Annotated in this window: 19 protein-coding genes; 17 read left to right on the top strand and 2 right to left on the bottom strand. The window is 43.6% G+C overall.

The window, feature by feature from the left end:
- The first annotated feature begins 6 nt into the window (after positions 1 to 6).
- The 12 genes from nirD (at position 7) to F995_RS11370 (ending at position 13,327) form a co-directional block, all read left to right on the top strand.
- Entirely contained in the window at positions 7 to 1,617 is a 1,611-nt protein-coding gene (nirD, locus tag F995_RS11425) for a nitrite reductase small subunit NirD (RefSeq protein WP_004647001.1), read from the top strand.
- 182 nt (positions 1,618 to 1,799) lie between these two features.
- Complete coding sequence (locus F995_RS11420; RefSeq protein ID WP_004647000.1) at positions 1,800 to 4,577, top strand: nitrate reductase; 2,778 nt, start codon at positions 1,800 to 1,802, stop codon at positions 4,575 to 4,577.
- A complete protein-coding gene (gene mobA, locus F995_RS11415; protein ID WP_004646999.1) occupies positions 4,574 to 5,200 on the top strand; it encodes a molybdenum cofactor guanylyltransferase in 627 nt (208 codons plus the stop codon). Before F995_RS11420 ends, mobA begins: the two co-directional genes overlap by 4 nt.
- A gap of 231 nt (positions 5,201 to 5,431) precedes the next feature.
- A complete protein-coding gene (moaA, locus tag F995_RS11410) occupies positions 5,432 to 6,457 on the top strand; it encodes a GTP 3',8-cyclase MoaA (RefSeq protein WP_004646998.1) in 1,026 nt (341 codons plus the stop codon).
- 2 nt (positions 6,458 to 6,459) lie between these two features.
- The gene (locus tag F995_RS11405) at positions 6,460 to 6,726 is read left to right on the top strand and encodes a MoaD/ThiS family protein (protein ID WP_004280351.1); all 267 of its coding nucleotides are present in this window, start codon (positions 6,460 to 6,462) and stop codon (positions 6,724 to 6,726) included.
- 1 nt (position 6,727) lies between these two features.
- Positions 6,728 to 7,270, top strand: a complete 543-nt coding sequence (locus tag F995_RS11400) for a molybdenum cofactor biosynthesis protein MoaE (RefSeq protein ID WP_004646997.1) — start codon at positions 6,728 to 6,730, stop codon at positions 7,268 to 7,270.
- A 70-nt stretch (positions 7,271 to 7,340) separates the two neighbouring features.
- Positions 7,341 to 8,264, top strand: a complete 924-nt coding sequence (gene moaCB / locus F995_RS11395) for a bifunctional molybdenum cofactor biosynthesis protein MoaC/MoaB (protein WP_004646996.1) — start codon at positions 7,341 to 7,343, stop codon at positions 8,262 to 8,264.
- Positions 8,261 to 9,502: a molybdopterin molybdotransferase MoeA gene (locus tag F995_RS11390; protein ID WP_004646995.1), complete on the top strand. Its 1,242-nt coding sequence runs from the start codon at positions 8,261 to 8,263 to the stop codon at positions 9,500 to 9,502. The genes moaCB and F995_RS11390 overlap by 4 nt, the downstream gene beginning before the upstream one ends.
- Before the next feature lie 47 nt (positions 9,503 to 9,549).
- On the top strand, positions 9,550 to 10,314 hold the full coding sequence (gene modA, locus F995_RS11385; protein ID WP_004646993.1) for a molybdate ABC transporter substrate-binding protein: 765 nt from the start codon (positions 9,550 to 9,552) through the stop codon (positions 10,312 to 10,314).
- A 6-nt stretch (positions 10,315 to 10,320) separates the two neighbouring features.
- Positions 10,321 to 11,004, top strand: coding sequence for a molybdate ABC transporter permease subunit (gene modB / locus F995_RS11380; RefSeq protein ID WP_004646992.1), 684 nt, complete (start codon positions 10,321 to 10,323; stop codon positions 11,002 to 11,004).
- Between the two features lies 1 nt (position 11,005).
- Positions 11,006 to 11,647 carry an ATP-binding cassette domain-containing protein gene (locus F995_RS11375; protein WP_004646991.1) on the top strand — a complete coding sequence of 214 codons (642 nt, stop codon included), beginning with the start codon at positions 11,006 to 11,008 and terminating at the stop codon, positions 11,645 to 11,647.
- Between the two features lie 330 nt (positions 11,648 to 11,977).
- The gene (locus F995_RS11370; RefSeq protein ID WP_004646990.1) at positions 11,978 to 13,327 is read left to right on the top strand and encodes an MFS transporter; all 1,350 of its coding nucleotides are present in this window, start codon (positions 11,978 to 11,980) and stop codon (positions 13,325 to 13,327) included.
- A gap of 294 nt (positions 13,328 to 13,621) precedes the next feature.
- Here the strand turns inward: F995_RS11370 and cynS are convergent, their stop codons facing one another.
- Positions 13,622 to 14,071, bottom strand: a complete 450-nt coding sequence (cynS, locus tag F995_RS11365; RefSeq protein WP_004646988.1) for a cyanase — start codon at positions 14,069 to 14,071, stop codon at positions 13,622 to 13,624.
- Positions 14,072 to 14,357: 286 nt separating this feature from the next.
- On the opposite strand from cynS, the gene F995_RS11360 reads away from it, so the two are divergent.
- The 3 genes from F995_RS11360 to F995_RS11345 all read left to right on the top strand — a co-directional run bounded on the left by F995_RS11360 (position 14,358) and on the right by F995_RS11345 (position 17,416).
- Positions 14,358 to 15,167, top strand: a complete 810-nt coding sequence (locus tag F995_RS11360) for a formate/nitrite transporter family protein (RefSeq protein WP_004646987.1) — start codon at positions 14,358 to 14,360, stop codon at positions 15,165 to 15,167.
- A gap of 66 nt (positions 15,168 to 15,233) precedes the next feature.
- Positions 15,234 to 16,964 carry a bifunctional protein-serine/threonine kinase/phosphatase gene (locus F995_RS11355; protein WP_004646986.1) on the top strand — a complete coding sequence of 577 codons (1,731 nt, stop codon included), beginning with the start codon at positions 15,234 to 15,236 and terminating at the stop codon, positions 16,962 to 16,964.
- A gap of 254 nt (positions 16,965 to 17,218) precedes the next feature.
- Positions 17,219 to 17,416 carry a hypothetical protein gene (locus F995_RS11345; RefSeq protein WP_004646985.1) on the top strand — a complete coding sequence of 66 codons (198 nt, stop codon included), beginning with the start codon at positions 17,219 to 17,221 and terminating at the stop codon, positions 17,414 to 17,416.
- 158 nt (positions 17,417 to 17,574) lie between these two features.
- Here the strand turns inward: F995_RS11345 and F995_RS16830 are convergent, their stop codons facing one another.
- Positions 17,575 to 17,742 (bottom strand): hypothetical protein, encoded by a 168-nt coding sequence (locus F995_RS16830; RefSeq protein ID WP_004280333.1) that lies wholly within the window; start codon positions 17,740 to 17,742, stop codon positions 17,575 to 17,577.
- Positions 17,743 to 18,063: 321 nt separating this feature from the next.
- Here F995_RS16830 and F995_RS11340 point away from each other — a divergent pair, with 321 nt between their 5' ends.
- Positions 18,064 to 18,981, top strand: a complete 918-nt coding sequence (locus F995_RS11340) for a LysR family transcriptional regulator (RefSeq protein WP_004646984.1) — start codon at positions 18,064 to 18,066, stop codon at positions 18,979 to 18,981.
- Between the two features lie 501 nt (positions 18,982 to 19,482).
- Positions 19,483 to 21,648, top strand: coding sequence for a TonB-dependent receptor family protein (locus tag F995_RS11335; RefSeq protein ID WP_004646983.1), 2,166 nt, complete (start codon positions 19,483 to 19,485; stop codon positions 21,646 to 21,648).
- Positions 21,649 to 21,697: the final 49 nt, after the last annotated feature.

Genomic DNA, 21,697 nt, shown 5'->3' with positions numbered 1-21,697 from the left:
ATGAAAATGACAATTTTAAAAGACATGAACGAACTGAACTGGTACGAAGTCTGCAATCTGGATGAGATCACTCCGAATACCGGTGTGGCAGCCCTGATTGAAGATCAGCAGATTGCAATTTTTCGCGTGGGTCAGGAACAGCGGGTTTATGCACTCAGCAATCAGGATCCGTTTAGTCTGGCCAATGTCATGGCACGTGGCATTCTGGGTGATCTGCAAGGTGAGCGTGTAGTCGCATCCCCAATTTACAAGCAGCATTTCAGTCTGGTGACCGGTCGTTGTCTGGAAGAACAAGAGCAGAAATTACTGGTATTTCCAACCCGAATTGAAAATGGCAAAGTTCTGGTGAGTCCGACTCCACAAAAAACTTATATTTCCAGTAATGGTCAAAACACAGAGCGCTTAAAACTGGTACTGATCGGGAATGGACTGGCGGGTATGCGTTGTCTGGAAGACTTGCTGGATATGGCGCCAGATCGTTATGACATTACCGTGATTGGGGAAGAGCCATGGGGCAATTACAACCGGATCATGTTGTCACCGGTATTGTCTGGTGAGAAAAGCTTTGCCGAAATTATGCTGCATTCAGCCGACTGGTATGCTGAAAAAGGCATTCGATTCATTGCTGGGGATGCAGCCATCGCTATCGACCGTTCGCGTAAACAGGTCCACACCCAAAAAGGCGAAGTCGTTGCTTATGATCGTCTGATTCTCGCCACTGGTTCCAAACCCTTCATGCCACCTATTCCGGGTGCTGAACTTGAAGGCGTGATTAGCTTCCGGGATATTCAGGATGTTAACCGCATGCTGGATTACTGCAAAACCAGGCAAAACGCCGTCGTGATTGGAGGTGGGTTGCTGGGTCTAGAAGCAGCTTATGGACTGAAGCAGCAGGGGATGAATGTGACTGTGCTGCACCTGATGGATCGTATTATGGATCGTCAGCTGGATATGAAAGCCAGTCAAATGCTGAAAAAATCAATTGAAGATAAAGGTATCCGGATCATCACCGAAGCCAACACCGAAGAGCTGCTCGGTATGGATGGTCACGTGACTCAACTGCGGCTAAAAGACGGGACAATGCTGGATGCCGATTTGGTGGTCTTTGCTGTCGGGATTCGACCCAATAAAACCCTGGCTGAACAGGCTGGCTTACGCTGCAATCGCGGAGTACTGGTGAATGACACTATGCAGACCTATGACCCGAGTATTTATGCGGTAGGTGAATGTATTGAGCATCGTGGCCAAACCTTTGGACTGGTTGAGCCATTATGGGGACAGGCCTTTATCTGTGCGACGCATCTGGCTGAACATGGCCGACTGACCTTTAAGGCACCGACTGTTCCGACCCAACTCAAGGTTAGCGGATGTGATGTCTTTTCGGCCGGAAATTTTGAACCTCAGGATGATTTTGAAGATATCGTGCTGAATGATGAGAAGCGTCAGATTTATAAACGGATCATCATTCAACAGGACAAGGTCATTGGTGCTGTGCTATTTGGCGATACCGAAGATGGGGCTTGGTATGCAGAACTGATTGCAGACCAGACACCAATTAGTAATATCCGCAGCAAACTGCTTTTTGGTCGGGATTTTGCATTAAAAAAGGCAGGGTAATCGGATAAACCTCCTCCAAACCCTCTTTGAAAAAGAGGGGAACCTCCCTCCTTTGCTAAAGGAGGGTTGGGGAGGATTAAAACTTTTGAGATATAGAAAATATTTAAATCAAACCTGTAAAAACTAGATATCAGAGATTTGGTGAAACACGTGAATTTGGATGATTAAGGAGCACAGCAGCAATGAATAGTATTCCGGTTATGGAACTACATAGCTCTACTGAATCCCAAATAAAAACCACTCAGACGACCTGTCCTTATTGTGGAGTAGGCTGTGGTGTCATCGCGCATGTAAGCCAAACCCCTATGGGTGAAAAGGTTCAGGTTGAAGGCGATGTTCAGCATCCTGCGAACTTGGGCAAGTTGTGTATTAAAGGCAGTCATCTTGCCGATACACTTGGCTTAAAAACCCGGCTTCTGCATCCGATGACAGGGCGAAAAGAGCAGCGGCAAATAAGCACTTGGGATCATGCTATTTCAAGTATTGCCAATAAATTTCAGCAATATATTGATCAGTATGGACGTGACAGCATCGCCTTTTACGTCTCCGGCCAGCTTTTGACTGAAGACTATTATGTGGTGAACAAGTTTGTAAAGGGCTATCTCGGTACTGCCAATATTGATACCAATTCAAGACTGTGCATGTCATCTGCTGTGGCAGCGCATAAACGGGCTTTTGGCGAAGATCTGGTACCGGCCAGCTATACAGATTTTGAGCAGACAGAAATGGTGGTTCTGGTCGGATCCAATACCGCCTGGTGCCATCCGGTGCTTTATCAGCGCATTATGAAAGCCAAAGAAGAGCGGGATTTATTTGTGGTAGTGATTGATCCACGCTTTACTGCAACCTGTGAAGCGGCAGATTTACACTTACCCATTTTACCAGGTCAGGATGTCGCGCTGTTTAATGGCTTGTTGCAATATCTTCAGCAAAATGGCCATGCTGATCTGGATTTTGTTACCCAACATACTCAAGGTCTGGAGCAAGCGCTTGCCAGCAGCTCGACAGAGTTATCGATTGAAAGCGTGGCAAAGCGTACTGGTATTGCTATTGAAAAATTAACCTTATTTTTTCAGAAATTTGCCCAGACCGAAAAAATTATGAGCCTGTTTTCCATGGGTGTAAACCAATCCTCTCAAGGCGTAGACAAAGCCAATAGCATTATCAACTGTCATTTATTGACAGGGAAAATAGGCAAACCCGGTTCGGCACCTTTTTCCATGACTGGACAACCGAATGCGATGGGCGGACGGGAAGTCGGTGGGCTGGCCAATATGCTGGCCAGTCATCTGGATTTAGACAATCTGCAGCATCAGCAACTGGTGCAAGATTTCTGGCAAAGCCCGGTCATCGCGCGGCAGCCCGGATTAAAAGCAGTAGATTTATTTCAAGCGGTGGAAAGCGGGAAAATCAAGGCCATCTGGATTATGGCCACCAATCCGATCGTGAGTTTGCCCGATGCAGATCAGGTTAAACGCGCCTTGGAACAGTGTGAATTTGTGGTGGTTTCCGATATTTGTCTCGACACCGATACTACGCAATATGCCGATGTACTGTTGCCGGCACTGGGTTGGGGCGAAAAAGATGGCACAGTCACCAATTCGGAGCGACGTATTTCCCGGCAAAAGGCTTTTTTGCCGGCTCCGGGTGAAGCCAAAGCAGACTGGTGGGCCATTTCCCGAGTGGCCAAGGTCTTGGATTTTAGCGGTTTTGACTTTAATAATAGCCATGACATTTTTCTGGAACATGCCCGTTTATCTGCTTATCAGAATAGTTCGCTTTCGCAACGTGAAGATACCCCTAATTTCCGCTATTTCAATCTGCAAGGTTTAACTCATCTCAGTTTTGCTGAATATCAGAATCTAACACCGATCCAGTGGCCGGTCTGGGATAAGCAAGAAGTTCATCAGGTTGGTCAACTATTTAGCCAAGGCCAGTTTAGCCATGCAGATGGCAAAGCCAGATTGGTGCCGACAGTTGCAGCCGATCCGGTACATGCTATTTCTGCTGAATATCCTCTGATCCTGAATACCGGACGGATTCGCGATCAATGGCACACCATGAGCCGTACCGGATTATCTGCCAGTTTATCCCAGCATCGTGCCGAGCCTTATTGTGAGCTGCATCCGCACGATGCGCTGAAATATGGCCTGAAAGATGCCGAGCTGGTCGAGGTGAAATCCGCTTGGGGAAGTTGTGTGCTCCGTGTGCAATTTTCACAAAATATGCGACGTGGCCAGATTTTTGCACCGATTCACTGGAACGACCAGTTTGCCTCAGATGCGCGGATTGGCAAAGTGGTGAATCCTGTAGTTGACCCGATTTCTGGTGAGCCAGAATTTAAACATACTCCGGTGATGATCCAGCCATTTTATACCCAGTGGCAGGGCGTGCTGTATGTACGGGAAGGCTTTGAGCAGCAGATCCAGACCATGATTGAAAATACAGTGTGGTGGAGCAAAATTCAAACCACGCAGGCCATCCGTTATGAGCTAGCAGACCGGCGCCGTTTTTCTGACATCACCGGGCAGATCAAGAGCCTGTTAGACTTTAATGATGAAAGCTTTGAATGGCTGAATCTCGAAGATCAAACTGCACATATCAGTCATAGTGTGGTGCTTCAGGATGGCCAGTTAATTGCCAGTTTTTATATCGCACCGGCGGCGCTATTGCCAGATCGTGACTGGGTGGCTGGCCTGTTTAGACGTGAACGTCTGAGTGCATTGCATCGTAAAGCATTGCTGGCAGGTCAGGCCATGTCGATGGGAAATAGTGAAGGGGCATTGGTCTGTAGTTGTTTTAAAGTTGGTAAGAACCGAATTATTCAAACCATTAAAGATAAAAATATCACGCATGAAAAACAGGTGACTGCATGTCTAAAAGCCGGAGGAAATTGTGGTTCATGCTTGCCAGAAATTAGAGGCCTGATTAAAGTCTGCCAGACGGAGTGCATAGAATGAAAAGAAAAGCAGTTAAAACGGTATCTTATCCGGAAACTGACGTGGTGATCCTGGCCGGCGGTTTAGCGCGGCGCATGAATGGCATCAATAAATTGCTGCACAAATTTGATGATGAAATCCAGCTCATTAAAATCCATCAGCAGTTGAAGTCCCGGGCAAGCAAAGTCTGGGTCAATAGCCATCGGGATCATTCCATTTATAAACGGATGATTCCTTCGATCGACTTTTATCAGGACGATGAATCCGGCTTTCAGGGACCATTGATGGGCATGAAGAGCGCATGGTCACATGTGCAATCTGATTATGTGTTGTTTGTGCCTTGTGACGTGACCTATATTCCCAAAAAGGTCATTTCACGTTTACATCAAGCCCTGCAACGACATCCTTTATCTGAAGTGGCGGTGGTTGAAATAAATGAAAAAGCATTGTTTCCATTCTGTCTGATGAAACGCAGCAGCTTACCCATTCTTATACAACATCTTGAAAATGATCAGCACAGTTTAAAAATCTGTTTTGCTGACATGCACATGCAGCGGGCAAGTTTTAAAAATCGTGCCCTGTTTTTCCACAGCATTAATTCATTTGATGAGCTACAGCAGCATCAACAGCTTAACTTTCTCTAGCGTTTAAAATGCTAAAAGCCGAATTATCATATTCTGGCTCACCAAAATATTGCTTTTTTTTATTTTTCGAGCAAACTTTCGGACTAAAAAAGAACAAATATTATCCATTAACATTCATTAAAAATAAATTTGTGCAAAGTTGGAACACTTATTGCTCATTCATTGTGAAGAAATAGCGCAGTAAATCAAGACTGTTAAATAACCGTGCAGATCTCATCATGGACCGCAGCAATGAATAGCATGACAGCTTTAGCACCTCGCAGTATCTTTCAGGATCAGTTTGGACGCCAGAAACGTAAGTTGCGGATCTCGGTGACTGACCGCTGTAATTTCAAATGCAGCTATTGCATGCCTGAACATCCGGAATGGATGAATAAAAAAGATTTGCTCAGTTTTGAAGCCCTGTATGCTTTTTGCGAGTTTATGGTGCGACACGGGATTGAGCAGATCCGGGTGACGGGTGGCGAACCGTTGATGCGCCAAGGCATCGTTCATTTTATTGCCCGCTTACAGACATTGAAAGCCTTTGGCCTGAAACGTATTTCCATGACCAGTAATGGCCATTATTTAAAAGATTATGCCCAAGTGCTTAAACAGGCGGGACTGGACGATATGAATATCAGTCTGGACAGTCTTGATCCAAAGCAGTTTCAGCAACTGACCCAAAAACAATTACAGCCTGTACTTCAGGGCATTGCTGCCGCGCAGCAGGCAGGGTTGTCCGTCAAGATCAATAGTGTGCTCATCAAAGGCATCAATGACAATCAGATTATTCCTTTGGTGAAATGGGCACAGCATCAGGCTATAGAACTGCGTTTTATTGAGTTTATGCCCCTCGATGGCGATCAGAAATGGAATCCGTCTGATGTCATCAGTGAGCAGGATATCCTGGATCAACTGAAAACTGAATTTGATGTCCAGGTATCTCAAGGACAAGGCGCCAATCCAGCCCGTGGCTATTTGGTCAATGGGCAGCCTTTGGGGATTATTTCCACCATTACCCATTCATTTTGCAGTGATTGTGACCGTCTGCGCCTCAATGCCCAAGGTGAATTTTATAACTGTTTATTTGCCAGACAAGGCCTGAACCTTAAGGCAGATATCGAACAACTGGCGCTGGATCATTTCGCCACACAGACATTTCAGCACAAGCTCCACGCTTATATCTGGCATAAAGAGGCCGGCTTCCATGCGATCCAGCAATCACCAATACAAAAGCCGATCCGAAAAATCAGCATGCACAGCATTGGAGGGTAAATATGTCACTCACTCAGCAAAAATTAATTCATATCAAAATAGAAGCCTTCGGTGCGATTGAACGACAAATTCCCGCAGATTTAAATTTGCAATGCGAGTCTGAAATTCATGTTTCTGAAGTCCTGAACCAGTTGCTATCCCTCTATCCCGATATACAGCCCATGCTGGAACGTTGTGCCTGTGCAATCGGTGAAGACATTATTTCCAGACAGAATGTTTTAAATCGTGACAGTACGCTGGTGCTGTTATCGCCGGTAGCAGGAGGCTGAGATGCAACTCAAGTCACTAAAACAATTTGCCCGAATCCAGCAGACTGCTTTTAGTCTGGAGGATTTTGATGGTATCCAGCATTTTCCGGAATGTGGTGGAATCGGCATCTTTGTCGGAACAGTACGTAACCATCATCAGGGGAAAGCTGTGCGTGCCCTGAAATATACCGCCTATGCGCCTGTGGCTGAAAAAATGATTCGTGAAATTGAACAGCAGATCCAGATCAAATACCAGGTGTCTTATGTGCGGGTAGTGCACCGTATTGGTGAGCTGGAGGTTGGGGAAACAGCCATTATTGCTATGGCTTATGCGGCCCATCGTCGTGAGGCCTTCGCTGCCTGTGAGGAAGCTGTGGAACGGGTGAAGCATGAGGTTCCGGTCTGGAAAGAAGAGTTTTATCTGGATGGTAGCAGCCAGTATGTGGAAGGCTGTTGTATTCGAAAAGATCATGGACCTGAAACTAATCACTCTCATCATGCAGAAGAAGCGCATTGTCACCATCACCATGTAGCAGAACACGCTTGCCAATCACCATCTAATTAAATGCGTCCAATGAGGATGCATAAGATGAATCACTTTAAAACAGATTTTAAAAATTAGCCTGGGATGAATCATGAAAAATGTAGGGATGAAAGCAGAAAGTTACCGTACAGCAATTGCCACTGGAATCCTGCATGCACCGCCACATTGCATTGAGCTGCTACGTAATGGCAATACTGAAAAAGGTGATGCCCTGAAAACAGCACGCATTGCCGGCATTCTAGGTGCCAAACGGACCGATGAGCTGATTCCATTGTGCCATCCATTACCGATTTATCGTGCCGATGTGGAATATGAACTGTGTGATGCACATGTCGAAATTATTGCTACTGTTGAAACCATTGGACCAACTGGTGTGGAAATGGAAGCTTTGACAGCGGTCAGTCTGGCAGGTCTGACCTTGTATGACATGCTGAAGCCGCATTGTGAACCGGAAGATTTGTCGCTGGATCAATGCAGGTTGCAGCAGAAAAAAGGCGGAAAATCACATTTTACCCGCGTACTTAAAGAGAGTCTGTCCGCTTCGGTTATTGTGCTGTCCGATACGGTTGCAGCAGGCAAAAAGCCGGACACTGCCGGACAAAACGTAATGGAAATTTTAAAAGAAGCCAATTTTGATTCTATTAGTTATCAGGTTATTCCCGATAGCCCAGAACAGCTCTTGACCCTGATTGAACAGCAGAAAAATCAGTATCCGCTGATTCTAACTGTGGGCGGTACTGGCTTAGGTCCTAAAGACCTGACCGTCGAAACCCTACAACCTTTGCTGCAACGGGAAATTCCCGGTTTAATGGAAGCTTCACGTAGTTTTGGGCAAAAACGTACCCCTTATGCTGCATTAAGTCGTGGCGTGGCTGGCTATATTGAGAACAGTCTGGTGATGACCCTGCCGGGAAGTCGTCAGGGTGCGAAAGAATCTCTGATCGCGGTACTTCCGGCTTTGGTGCACTTGTTTGATGTGCAAAAAAATATCCCACATGCGGGGGGCTATCAATGAATCAGGCACTATCACATTCAGCCTGCGGTGCTGAACCGGGACTGATTTCTGTTGATCAGGCACTACAGATGATACTTGAGCAGACGAATGTCTTGGCAACTGAAAGCCTGCCGCTTGCTCGGGCTCTGAATCGCTATCTGGCAGAGGCGATTGATTCGGCCATACCATTGCCGCTGTTTTCACAAAGTGCTGTAGATGGCTATGCGCTTTGTAGTACAGAAAATGTTAGTGCTCACAGCACTTTTGAACTCATTGGAGAGATTCGGGCAGGGCAAAGTACTGAAATTGAACTGCGGCCAGGTCAGGCGGTCCGGATTTTTACCGGTGCCAGGATTCCAGCAGGAACTACAACGGTCGCCCGTCAGGAAATTGTCAAATGCCATGCCAATCAAATCATTATTACAACAGACCTAAAGCCTCATACGGATATACGTGATGCAGGCGAGGAAATCGCACAAGGGCAGCGTCTGGCAGATGCAGGTCAAAAACTGCATGTAGGTGCAATTGCAGCTTTGAGCATGGCAGGCGTAAAGCAGGTTTCAGTCTATCGTTATCCTAAAATTGCTGTTGTGATTACTGGAGATGAAGTCGCTTCCAGCATTGAAGACCTGAATTCCGGAAAAATCTTTGACGCCAATGCTCCACTGATTCAGGCCTGGTTTCAATCACAGGGTCAAAACGTAGATATTCTGCATGTTTCAGATAATGAGTATGAGCTGCAAACGTTAATACATCGTCTTAAAAACCAATACGACTTCATATTGACCACAGGCGGGGTTTCGGTGGGTGATTATGATTTCATTCGTCCTGTTGCCCTGGAGCAGGGTTTTGAGCAGATTTTCTGGAAAGTGAAGCAGAAGCCCGGAAAACCGATGTTATTTGCCAAGTATCGTCGAGATGATCAAGGTTACTGTTATCTCTTGGGTTTGCCGGGAAATCCGGCTGCTGTGTATGTCGGGATGCAAATCTATACGGCAACTTTACTGAATGCCTTACAAGGGCAAAAGCAGTCACCTGCATGGCTTAGTGCGGTAATGACACATGATTTGAAAGCGGATGCACGTGAACGTTTTTTAAGAATGGCTGCAGAATTTGATCAGGGTACTTTAAAGCTCAAAAGCCTGGCGAAACAGCAGTCGCATATGTTGAGTAATCTGATGCAGGCCAATTGTCTGGTACGTATTCCGGCAGCAACAGAAATCCAAGCCGGGCATGTGGTACAAGGTTTACTGATTTGAAATGCCTGTCGCAATTCTCAATATTCGAATCACATAGAATGAGAAAGATGGATTTATTCAAAGTTCTACTCACTGGCGTGCTGTTGACTAGCCCCATGCTGTATGCCGAAACAGTTAAAATATATGCCGCAGCCAGCCTGACCAATGCGATTACTGATATTTCCAGACTATATGAGCAACAGCATCGGGACATCCAGATCGTTCCGGTTTTTGCTGCGTCTTCGGTATTGGCGAAACAAATTGCGGCGGGAGCGAGCAGTGATCTATTTTTCTCTGCAGACCTAGACTGGATGAATGATCTGATCAAGAAACAAAAAATTCAGATCGGTCAGATTCGACCTATGCTTTTGAATGAACTCGTATTGATTAGTTCTATTCAGCAAAAAAATCATTTTAAAATGTCAGCTGACTTTAATTTTGCTAAAGCCTTTCAGGGTTATTTATGTACCGGACAAATGGAATCGGTGCCTGCTGGAAAATATGCCAAACAAAGCTTAACCGGGCTGGGCTGGTTGAATCAGCTTCGAGGCAGAATTGTCGGTACGGATAGCGTCCGTTCAACTCTCGCATTTGTAGAACGTGGCGAATGTCAGGTCGGTATTGTGTATAGAACTGATGCCTTGATGAGTAAAAAAGTTAAAATTTCGGGGGTGTTTCCAGCCAGTACACATCGTCCGATTGTGTATCCAATCGCTTTAACCCGGCAGGGCCAGAAAAATCAGGCAGCAGTCCAATTTTCTGAATTTATCCAGACGAGTCCAAGGGCCAGGCAGATTTTCCAGAAATATGGTTTTAAGCTTAAGGTAGGCTAACTGCTCATGCTTACACCAGAAGAACTGAGTGCCTTAGCGCTTTCAGCCAAAGTAGCGGGCTTTGCCACAGCGGTGTGTCTGCCATTTGCTATCGCCGTAGCATGGTTACTGGCGCGTTATGAATTCAGGGCCAAATTTCTTGTAGAGGCGATATTGCAGATGCCCATGGTGCTACCGCCGGTGGTACTGGGGTATCTTCTGCTCCTGCTGTTTGGTCATCAGGGGATGTTAGGGCAATATCTGCATGCATGGGGAATTCAGCTGATATTTAACTGGAAAGGTGCGGTACTGGCAGCAATCATTGTGGCATTTCCTTTAATGGTACAACCGATTCGTTTGTCTTTTCAAATGATCAACCGGCAATTAGAACAGGTGGCAGGATCTCTAGGCGCTGCACCATGGCGGGTATTCTGTAGCATTAGCCTGCCTCTGGCTTTGCCTGGAATTTTAATCGGTAGCATTTTATGTTTCAGCCGCAGTCTGGGAGAATTTGGTGCCACCATTACCTTTGTTGGCAATATTCCAGAAGAAACCCGCACGATTCCCATCGCCATTTATAGCCTGTTACAACAGCCTGATGGAGAAAGTATGGCTATGCGTTTGGTCATTTTATCTCTGATTCTGGCTTTTTCAGCCTTGATTGCAAATTACTGGATTATGCAGAAGTATCAACGTAAATTGGAGGGCTAAGATGCTGAAGTGTGATTTTCAGTTTAATTACGCAAATTTCCAGCTACAGGCCAGTCTGGATATGCAGACGCAGTTGATTGGTATCGTCGGAGCATCAGGAAGTGGAAAAAGCACCTTTTTAAAAAATATTGCAGGGCTATTAAGACCTTCACAAGGCTTTATTCATTTCCAGCAAAAAATATTATTTGATCATCAGCAGAAACTGAATATTCCTGTTCATCAAAGAAAAATTGCCCTGATTTTTCAGCAAGCCTTGCTGTTTCCGCATCTGAATGTCATGCAGAATTTAAAATATGCAGAACAGCTAAATATAAAAAATAAAGGTCAGCAGAAATTTATGTTTGAAGACATTGTGGAGCTACTCGAATTAAAGGCTCTGCTTCGGCATCGGGCGCATCAGCTTTCTGGTGGACAGGCACAGCGCGTTTCTATCGGTCGTGCACTTTTATCTTCTCCCGACCTATTACTTTTGGATGAGCCTTTAAATGGACTGGATCAAAAGCTGAAAAACCAGATTTTACCTTTTCTGAAAATTGTGATTCATCAAACAGATTTACCCATGATTTATGTGACTCATCATGTAGATGAAGTGGCGTATTTACAGGCACAACTGCTGCATTTTGAAAAGGGAAAAATTATTTGATCCAGCCCTGCACCGATTTAAACCAGCAATGACTCCGGGCAGGTCATCCTATCGCTGTTTTGCTCATAATTTCTCAGAAGATATCTATTTTTCTCTCTATTTTTAAGAAAGAAAAGTCTAAATTTGAAAGTGAAATAAAAATTATTTTATATAAAAGAATAGTTTATTTTATGTTAAAAATAATCTGGCATGACCTATGCATATATCTGATTAAAGTCAAAGAAGACTCAACATTTGTATGACGGCCAATGACGTCCGTTCTGATCGTTACTGATATGCCTTGTGCATCACAGTGACTTAAATACGTTCAGTTCTGGTAAGGAAATGGCTATGTCTTCAAATACAAGTCTCAATAAAGCAACAAAAATAAGTCTATTTAACTTCAGTAGTTCAGCGATGCGGGCCTTCCATATGAGTTGGCTCGCTTTTTTTGTCTGTTTCTTTGCGTGGTTTGCCTGTGCACCCTTAATGCCTGTCATTGCCGGTGAATTCAGCCTGACCAAAGAGCAGATCGCCAATATCAATATTGCCGCAGTCGCTATTACAATTCTGGTGCGTCTGATCGTGGGGCCGTTGTGTGATAAATACGGTCCGCGTAAAACCTATACCGCCTTACTGATTATTGGCAGTATTCCGGTGTTTGGTGTGGCGTCGGCCAACAGTTATGAATCTTTCTTGTTTTTCCGTTTATTGATTGGCGCCATCGGTGCCAGCTTCGTGATTACTCAATATCATACCAGTATCATGTTTGCGCCAAATGTGGTGGGAACGGCAAATGCAACTACAGCAGGTTGGGGGAATGCCGGTGGCGGTGCGACTCAAGCCCTGATGCCGTTAATGCTGGCTGCTTTGGTGATGTTCGGTGTAGAACAGGCAATGGGTTGGAGAATTGCGCTTCTGGTTCCAGGTATTCTGATGATCATTGTCGGGATACTGTACTGGAAATTCACACAAGACTGTCCACAAGGTAATTTTAAAGAACTCCGTGCTCAAGGTATTTCTGTCGGTAGCGATAAAAAAGGCGGCCTTGCCATCTTAATGCATGCCGCACGTAACTACCGTGTGTGGATTCTGTTTGGCGCTTATGCAGCCTGTTTTGGTATTGAAATTTTTATCCATAACATTATTGCTTTGTACTTTGTCGACAACTTCCAGTTTGGCTTAAAAGAGGCAGGCATGGCTGCCGGAATTTTTGGTTTACTGGCATTGTTTGCCCGTGCCTTGGGTGGCATTGTTTCGGATAAAGTCGCGATTCAAAAAGGTCTGGATGGTCGAACCAAAGTTCTGTTTGCCTTGATCATGCTGGAAGGTCTGTTTCTTATTCTGTTTTCGCAAATGAATAGCGCGACCTTGGCTATTATGGCGATGACTATATTTGCCTTGTTTACTCATATGGCATGTGGTGCAACCTATGCACTGGTGCCTTTTATCGACCGTGATGCCTTGGGTGGTGTGGCCGGTATTATTGGAGCAGGTGGCAATGTCGGCGCGGTAGCTGCAGGTTTCCTGTTAAAAGGCATGCTGGATATTCAAACCACCCTGATGGTACTGGGTGGCTTGGTGGTGATTGCTGCAAGTTGTGTGTTGATGATCCGCTTCTCTGTCGAGCATAAAGAAAAAGAACAGCGTTTATATGAACAGGCCGTGACTGAACGTCATCTGGCAGAAGCACAGCAATAACACTACATTCCTGATTTAAAATGAATCAACAAAAAGGATATTGCTATCCTTTTTGTTGTTTTTGCTAACTCAATAATAAAATAATGAACCCAATATTCAGAATAGAAAAGTATTATTTAAAAAGAACAGGACGGTTGAATTCATCTAATAAAAATAAAAAGCATTTATAGTTTATATGTTTAATTTGAGATGAAAAAAATTATATGTCTTTTAATAATCATTCTAAATAAATTTAATAAGTGCAGATAAAATAAAAGCCATTTTAATAATGGCTTTTATGCTTATAGTGGGGGATTAATAAGTTTTATAAGGTAAAAACTTTCCGGATAATACGACATTCACCCGATCTCCGTTTGGATTATTCTCACGTTGAATATCCATATTGAAATCAATTGCACTCATAATTCCATCACCAAATTCTTCATGGATCAGTTCTTTAATGGTCATACCATAAACGCTGACAACCTCATACCAGCGATAAATCAGCGGATCTGTCGGCACACTGGTTGGCAGAGAACCTTTATAGGGTACGATTTGCAGCCAGGCAATGGCTTCATCAGTCAATCCAAATATTTCACCAATTTTTTCCGCCTGTTCCTTATTAAAAGCCATCTGACCCAAACATGCGGCTGTCACCCATTCTTTAGAAAGGCCTATTGTTTCAGCGACATCTGCCCATGTAATAGACTTTAAAACTTTCGCTGAAATAATCATGTCTGTCACTTGTTGACGATGGCTAATCATAATCTTCTCCAATAGCTATATTTAAAAAATGACCGTTATAGATAATGCAGAGATTGTGCCAATATAATTATTAGGATTAAATTTTAAAATAATTTATATGATTTTCATTAGACATTTAAAATATATGGCATGCTATTTGCTTTAATCTATATTAAATATGGCAACGGCGCCATAACACAATTGATCTGTTTGAATAATGCAAGGCAAAGACGCCTAGGGTTGAAATAGACCTTAGGCGTTTTTTATTTGCAAACAGGCAAGTAATTTATATAAAGGGGATAAAAATATGGCTTATCTTGCTCCTGCAGAGTTTGCAAAAAAAGTGGTCGATGCCGGTGAGGCAAAACTTCATATGGCAACGCGTGATGTTTTAATTCGTGCGTTTATGGCAGGTGCAATTCTGGCACTGGCAGCAGTATTTGCCGTGACGATTGCGGTACAAACAGGGGTGCCACTGATCGGTGCGCTGCTATTTCCAGTCGGTTTCTGCATGTTATATCTATTAGGCTATGACCTGCTGACCGGGGTATTTGTATTGACTCCATTAGCCTGGTTAGACAAACGTCCTGGGGTAACGTGGTCACGTATTTTAAAAAACTGGGGACTGGTTTTTTTAGGTAACTTTGCCGGATGTTTAACCGTGGCAGTGTTGATGGCCGCAGTCTATACCATGGGTTTCGCCGCTGAACCGAATGCGGTCGGGGTGAAAATCGCCCATATTGGGGAAGACCGGACTTTGGGCTATGCCGAATATGGCTTTGCTGGCTGGATGACAATTTTTATCCGCGGCATGCTGTGTAACTGGATGGTATCACTCGGGGTAATTGGTGCCATGATGTCGACCACGGTCAGTGGCAAATTCATCGCGATGTGGATGCCAATCATGCTGTTTTTCGCCATGGGCTTTGAACATTCAGTGGTGAATATGTTCCTGTTCCCATTTGCCATGATGATGGGCGGTGATTTCTCGATTACAGACTATTTCTTGTGGAATGAATTACCGGTGGCACTGGGGAATCTGGTGGGTGGTCTGGCACTGACAGGTCTGGCGCTCTATACCACGCATGTACGTACTGGCGATAAAAAAGAATTCTAATCTGAGCATGATGATTTATGCCTTGAGATTAAAGGGATCAATTCGATCCCTTTTTGAGTATTTAAAATGAATAAAAAATTAAAGATCAGCATTGGGCAATATTCTTCCGCTGGAATCAAAGCACAGAATCAGGACTTTCATGGGGTCTATATTCCGGAAGGCCATGCGCTTAGCAGTAAGGGCATTGCCTGTGCAATTGCAGACGGAATCAGCAGCAGCAATGTCAGTCATATTGCAGCAGAAACTGCTGTCAGCAGTTTTCTATCGGATTATTATTCGACTTCAGATGCATGGAGTACCCAAACTTCAGCGGCACGGGTCATTCGTGCGACCAACTCCTGGCTCTATGCACAAACCCAGCAAAGCCGCGGGCGTTTTGATAAAGACCAGGGTTATGTCTGCACCTTTAGTGCACTGATTTTGAAACAAAATAGGGCACATATCTTTCATGCTGGCGACAGCCGGATTTATCGCATTCAGGCACAAGTCATTGAACAGTTGACGGCTGATCACCGTATTTGCCTGTCATCAACAGAACATTATTTAAGTCGTGCACTGGGTGCCGACCATCGTATCGACGTCGATTATCAGCAGCTTGAATTATGTGAAGATGATTTCTTTATCTTGATGACAGATGGAGTCTATGAGTTTATTGATATGCAGCTCATATCGGAGATGCTGCAACAGCAACAACATCTGGATATCATTGCCAAGTCTATAGTCGAGCTAGCCTTTAAACGGGGCAGTGATGACAATCTCACCATTCAAATCATTAAAGTGGATCAACTACCAGAGGAAAAATACTTCCAGATTAAAAGTCATGTTTTATTTCCACAACAGCTAAGTCATGGTGATCTGTTTGAAGGTTATCGGATTGATAAAATCCTGCACCAAAATCATCGCAGCAGCCTCTATTTGGCGCATGATGAAGCGACACAAAATCAGTTGGTCATTAAAACCTTGTCTGTCGATGTGCAGGATGATCTCAAAGCCGTAGAACAATTTCAGCTGGAAGACTGGGTATCGAAACGCTTAAAACATGAAAATCTGCTGCAATGCTATCCACATAAGGGCAGCAAGAAATTTTTATTTCAAAGTTATGAATACTTGCAAGGGGAAAGCCTAAGTCGCTGGCTGCATCGTCAAAAAACTGCTTTAACTTTACAGCAGTTGCTTCCCACCATTGAACAGGTGGCCAAGGCACTGAATGCCATGCACCGTCTTGAAATGCTGCACCAGGATGTACGACCAGAAAATGTCATGCTGCTCGAACCAGCCGATACCTTGAAAGTGAAACTGATTGATTATGGATCGACTGCGGTCAGAGGTCTGGTTGAACTGAATCCCAAACACGCAGATGTTCCTTTGGGAACCTTGGCCTTTATGGCACCTGAGTATTTTATTGGACGCTCACCCTCAGTAAAATCAGATCAGTTCTCGCTGGCGGTGATGAGTTATTATTTATTAACCCGACAGTTGCCTTATGGGACGGACCTCGCGCGCTGCAAGACCGAAAAGGCCTTAAAGCAGGTTCGATATCATCCTCTCTATGAGTATCGACCGGATCTGCCACATGGCTTGGACGCAATCTTTAAAAAAGCGCTTTCCATTCGCCCGGAGCAGCGCTATGAAGCACTTTCAGCCTTTATATATGATCTGAAACACCCAGATATCAAATTTAAAAAATCAGTTTCACGCCCTATGCTTGAAAAGCATCCAGTCACTTTCTGGAAATCCTGCACAGCGATTCTTTTTTTGTTATTGCTCTGGGTGTTTGCACTATATTTTAGCCAATGAAAATAATCCAAATAAGCTGTTGAACGATTTTTTTTGACTGAAGTAAAAAATCAGATGTGATTTGAGCTGAGATGTAGTCAAAATATCTATTTATTCTTATTGCAGATTTTTCTATTTTTACGATGATTGACTCTGTGTTTTCGAAGATTATCCCTATAAAATAGAAAGTGCAGTTAAAATCTAAGTAAGCATAAAAACATTGGAATAATAATTGCTTATTTTTAATACCATTAGAATAAAAAGGCAGATGAGACATGAAAATTCAATTTTTTAAGCTGATTTTAATCTTGAGCAGCAGCATGGTGATGAGCCAAACCAGTCTCGCCGGAGATGGTGGCTTGCGTTTTGCTGAGAAAAATCAGGAAATAGCGGCACAAATTCAGGCCAAGAAAAAAACGGCAGAAATACAAGCGCAGTCCCTACAAGCAAAAGCCTCTACAGAAACGAAATAGTAAAATAGCACTCATCCAAGAAGGTGAGCTGTTCAGATTAGATCAGATGTATAAGATGTGGTGATGCGAAAAACTAGTCCCTAACTTTTTAATACTGAAAAAAAACTCCCCATCTATTTTAAGAATGGGGAGTTTTTTATTTTGCATCTCAGGGAAAATTACTGAATTTGTTCCTCATCCTGTCTTTCCTGACGCAGCTGATCACGTTGTCTCTGTGGATCATGAAGGCCTAATTGACCTCGCTGGATCTCACGATCCTGTTTTTCTTGAGGATCAAGTTGTTCTTCAGTGAGTTCTTCATCATTTCGATCGATTGGATTCGACATAGTCTTTCATCCTCTAAAATACTTTCTAATTTTTATTGTATGAGTGCAGCAAAATTATTCTGTGACTTTTATACCGGAGTTAGTTTTCTATCTTGTTGCTGCTGTAAGTTTAATCAATATTTTATGGGTTATTTTAATGATGGTTAAGTTAACCAAGAAAATTAAATTAATGAAATTAAGGGAATAGTAATTTAAACCTAATAGTTGAATATATCTCATTATTCTGGTTTTGAAATGAGAAAAACTAAATAAAATAAGAAAAATGGGTTATGCTTAAGACAGATTAAGTGTCATCCGTCTTTTAAATTTCCGGTATTTTTCATGATAGAACTTCGCCATTTAAGAACTTTAACTGCTCTGCGGGAGCATGGTTCTCTGGTTGCAGCAGCAAGTGATTTATGTTTAACCCCGTCAGCCTTGTCACATCAGCTACGTGAACTCGACCAATGGTTTGGCATCGAAGTGGTCAATCGGCGTAGTCGCCCTGTGAGCTTTTCAAATGTTGGGGAGCGGTTGCTAAAACTGGCAGATGAAATATTACCGCAAGTTCAAATTGCACAGAGTGATATCAGCCGAATTGTGCATGGTCAGACCGGACGAATTGTTTTTTCCTCTGAATGTCATAGCTGTTTTGACTGGTTGATGCCGCTACTCAATCAATACCGGATGCAATATCCGGATGTAGACCTGGACTTTGCCTCAGGTTTTGAGTCGAATCCGCATGAATTATTACAAACCGGAGAGTTTGATCTTTTAATTACGGCTGATCCGATTGCGCTTAAAGGCATTGAATATTTTCCGATATTTGAATACGAATCACGCTTGGTTTTATCCAATACCCATCCACTGGTACGTGCGAAAGAGATTACTGTTCAGGAACTTGCTGAAGAAACGCTGGTGACTTATCCGGTGGATAAACACCGTTTAGACATTATGTCGCGCTTGTTTATTCCCGCTAATATTCTACCAAAAGCCATTCGCACCACCGACTTGACTCAAATGCTGATTCAGTTAGTGGCAAGTGGTCGCGGGATTGGTGCATTACCTGATTGGGTGGTAAATGAATATGAGCAGAAAGGCTGGGTGACATCACGCCGTTTAGACTGTGTAGCGCCTGAAGGCTTACGTCGAACTTTATACGCCGGCTATCGCACAGAAGAAAAACAGAAAGATTATTTTGAAGGCTTCTTGAAACAGCTGGATCGGTTTTCCAAGAAAAGACAGGTCTATTACAGCTAATTTGCGAATAGTTAAATATATTTAGTCCGTTATTTTTAAAAATCCTGCATCGTCAGGATTTTTAAAAATTGATTGTTTTTCTCTCAAGGATTTCAATTTTTCTATAAGGTGATGAGGTTAATCTTGTCTACTTTAAATCAGAAAATATACAACTTCGGCCAACTTTCGAAATTAAAGAACTAGTTTGGTCGATTATAAATTTTTCTACTTATCACATTTTGCCAAGTGGAAATACATCTGTGCAGAATTAAATTACATATTATTAAATATCAGTTACTTAAAAATTAAGTTCTTGGAACTTGTGAGGATGTGGTTTTGATCTTGCAAGTTGATTTTTAATAAAAAGATTAAATAAAATGAAAAAACATACGCTGATCAGTCAATTTTTTGGCAGAAAATAACTCCTGAAAATAACAATGTTGATCTATGCTACAGCATAATTTTTAAACTGATTTCCTCTCATAAAACGGAATCACTTATACAGGACTGTATAAAATCGCCATGCACATGACAAAAATTCCTCTCAAGAAAAGCCCGCTGAGCCTCATGATTCTGTCGATTGTCTCAGGTCATCTTTATGCTGAAACTGCCGTAGAACCGGACAATGTTCAACAGCTGAATACTATTGTGATCAGCGCTGAGCAAAATGCCAATCCGCAGCAGCAATATCAGAAAGAGCTGGCTCAGGTTTCAGGAGGAACGAATTTCATTGGTGAGCAGCAATTAGAACAGCAGCGACTTGCAACCACAGCCGATGTGTTCCGTTTACAGCCAGGAATTTATGCCCAGTCTGCAGGGAATGAAGGTGCAAAAATATCGATCCGTGGCTCAGGAATCAACCGGACTTCAGGTGCACACGCATCCGGTACGCACGTCCTGATTGACGATATTCCATTTACCGGGCCGGGCGGTACAGCGTATGAACTGCTAGAACCCTGGTGGATTGATCATGTCGGGGTTTATCGCGGAGCCAATGGCTTTAAGCAAGGCGGACTGGCCTTAGGTGGAACAATCAACTATAGAACCAAGACCGGCGCAGATCAGGATGGCTCTGAAATCAAATATGAAATGGGCAGCCATGGTTATCAAAAATATCAGTTTAGTACCGGCCGAAAGCTGGATCAGATGGATTATTATCTGGCGCTGACGAGTACCCAGTTTGATGGAATTCAGGATCATGCTGAAGGCGATGGTAAGGGTCTAGCTTTTAATTTGGGCTATCAGATCAGTCCGGATATCGAAACCCGTTTTTATGCTCGTTACCGTGAGAGCAAGCATTTAACTCCAGGACGGATTACACAAGAACAGCTCAAAAATGATCCTGAAGCAGCGAATAGCTTTAATTTAGCGGTAGATGCCAAACGGATTCAGCCGGGCAGTACTTGGCTGGCCAATACCACGACCTGGAATTTACAGGATGATGCAAAACTGACTGGCAGTCTGGCTTATCATCACTATCCGCTGGATTTACGTGAAAGCAGTTATCGTACCAATGTCGATTATGAAGATATTACAGCGCGCTTCCAGTATGAAAAACCTTACCAGTTTCTAGGTCTGGAGCATCAGGGGCGTATTGCCTTGCGCAGCACGACTCATCGTCCGGACAGTGGTGTAACGGAAACCATCCGACGTGATACGACTATTGATGGAACTTTGTATCCGGCAGATACCGTTACCCGCCGTTATACCTATCGCGGTTCAGACAACGTCCTGCAATTTGATCAGGAAACCACATTAAATGATCAGTTCAAATTAGATTTGGGACTGGCAGCGGTGTATACCCATCGGGAAAGTGAAGTAACTTATCCTGTGGCGAGTCCTGAAGTCAGCCGTTATGAATGGAATTTTGCACCACGACTTGGTTTGACCTATCAGCCGAATGAGTCTGTGCAATGGTTTGCCAATTTAAGCCGCAGCATTGAGCCAGCACATCCTTGGGCGATGGCTTGGTCTTCACCGTATTATTTTGACAGTGGTGTCGCTTCTGGCCGGGTGCGCGCGCCAATCTATTTGGACACGCAAACCGCTAATAGCTTTGAACTGGGTGGACGTGGACAATCAGTCTTTGGAGACTGGGCACTGAGCTACTATTATTCCAAAGTGAAAAATGAACTGTTAACCTCTGAAATGATTAAAACCTATGAAGATGGATCGAATCGACCTTCAGAGCCCATTGCTGTTGAATCAAATGCCACGCCAACGATTCATCAAGGGGTGGAGCTAAGTCTGGATACGCCATTGCATGAATCCGAATATGGCGAACTGCGTCTGCAACAGGCTTATACCCTTAGCGATTTTCAGTACAAAAATGATCCATTGTTTGGCAAGAACCAGTTACCGGGAATCCCTAAACATCTTTATCAGGCTCAACTGAGTTATGCCTTGAATAATGGCCTCTATATTGGTCTGAATACTGAATATGTATCCAAAATGGCGCATGATTATGCCAATAGCCGATTTAGTGACGACTATCAGATCTGGGGTATTGACCTGGGTTATGCGCCAGAGCATCAATCATGGAAAACCTGGATCAACTTTAAAAATATCACCGATGAAAAATATGCTGCGGTCGTGATTCCTGGTTTAAATGATCAAGGTGCTGATGTAACGCGATCTTCGCCAGGTGAAGGTTTTTCTACTTATGCCGGTGTGTCATTTAAATTTTAATTATTTAAAATCAAAAAAAGAGCGGTAAAAACCGCTCTTTTTATTTATT

The sequence above is a fragment of the Acinetobacter sp. CIP A162 genome (assembly GCF_000367905.1).
In the GTDB taxonomy this organism is placed as follows: domain Bacteria; phylum Pseudomonadota; class Gammaproteobacteria; order Pseudomonadales; family Moraxellaceae; genus Acinetobacter; species Acinetobacter lwoffii.
This window is presented reverse-complemented; position numbering and strand designations above follow the sequence as displayed.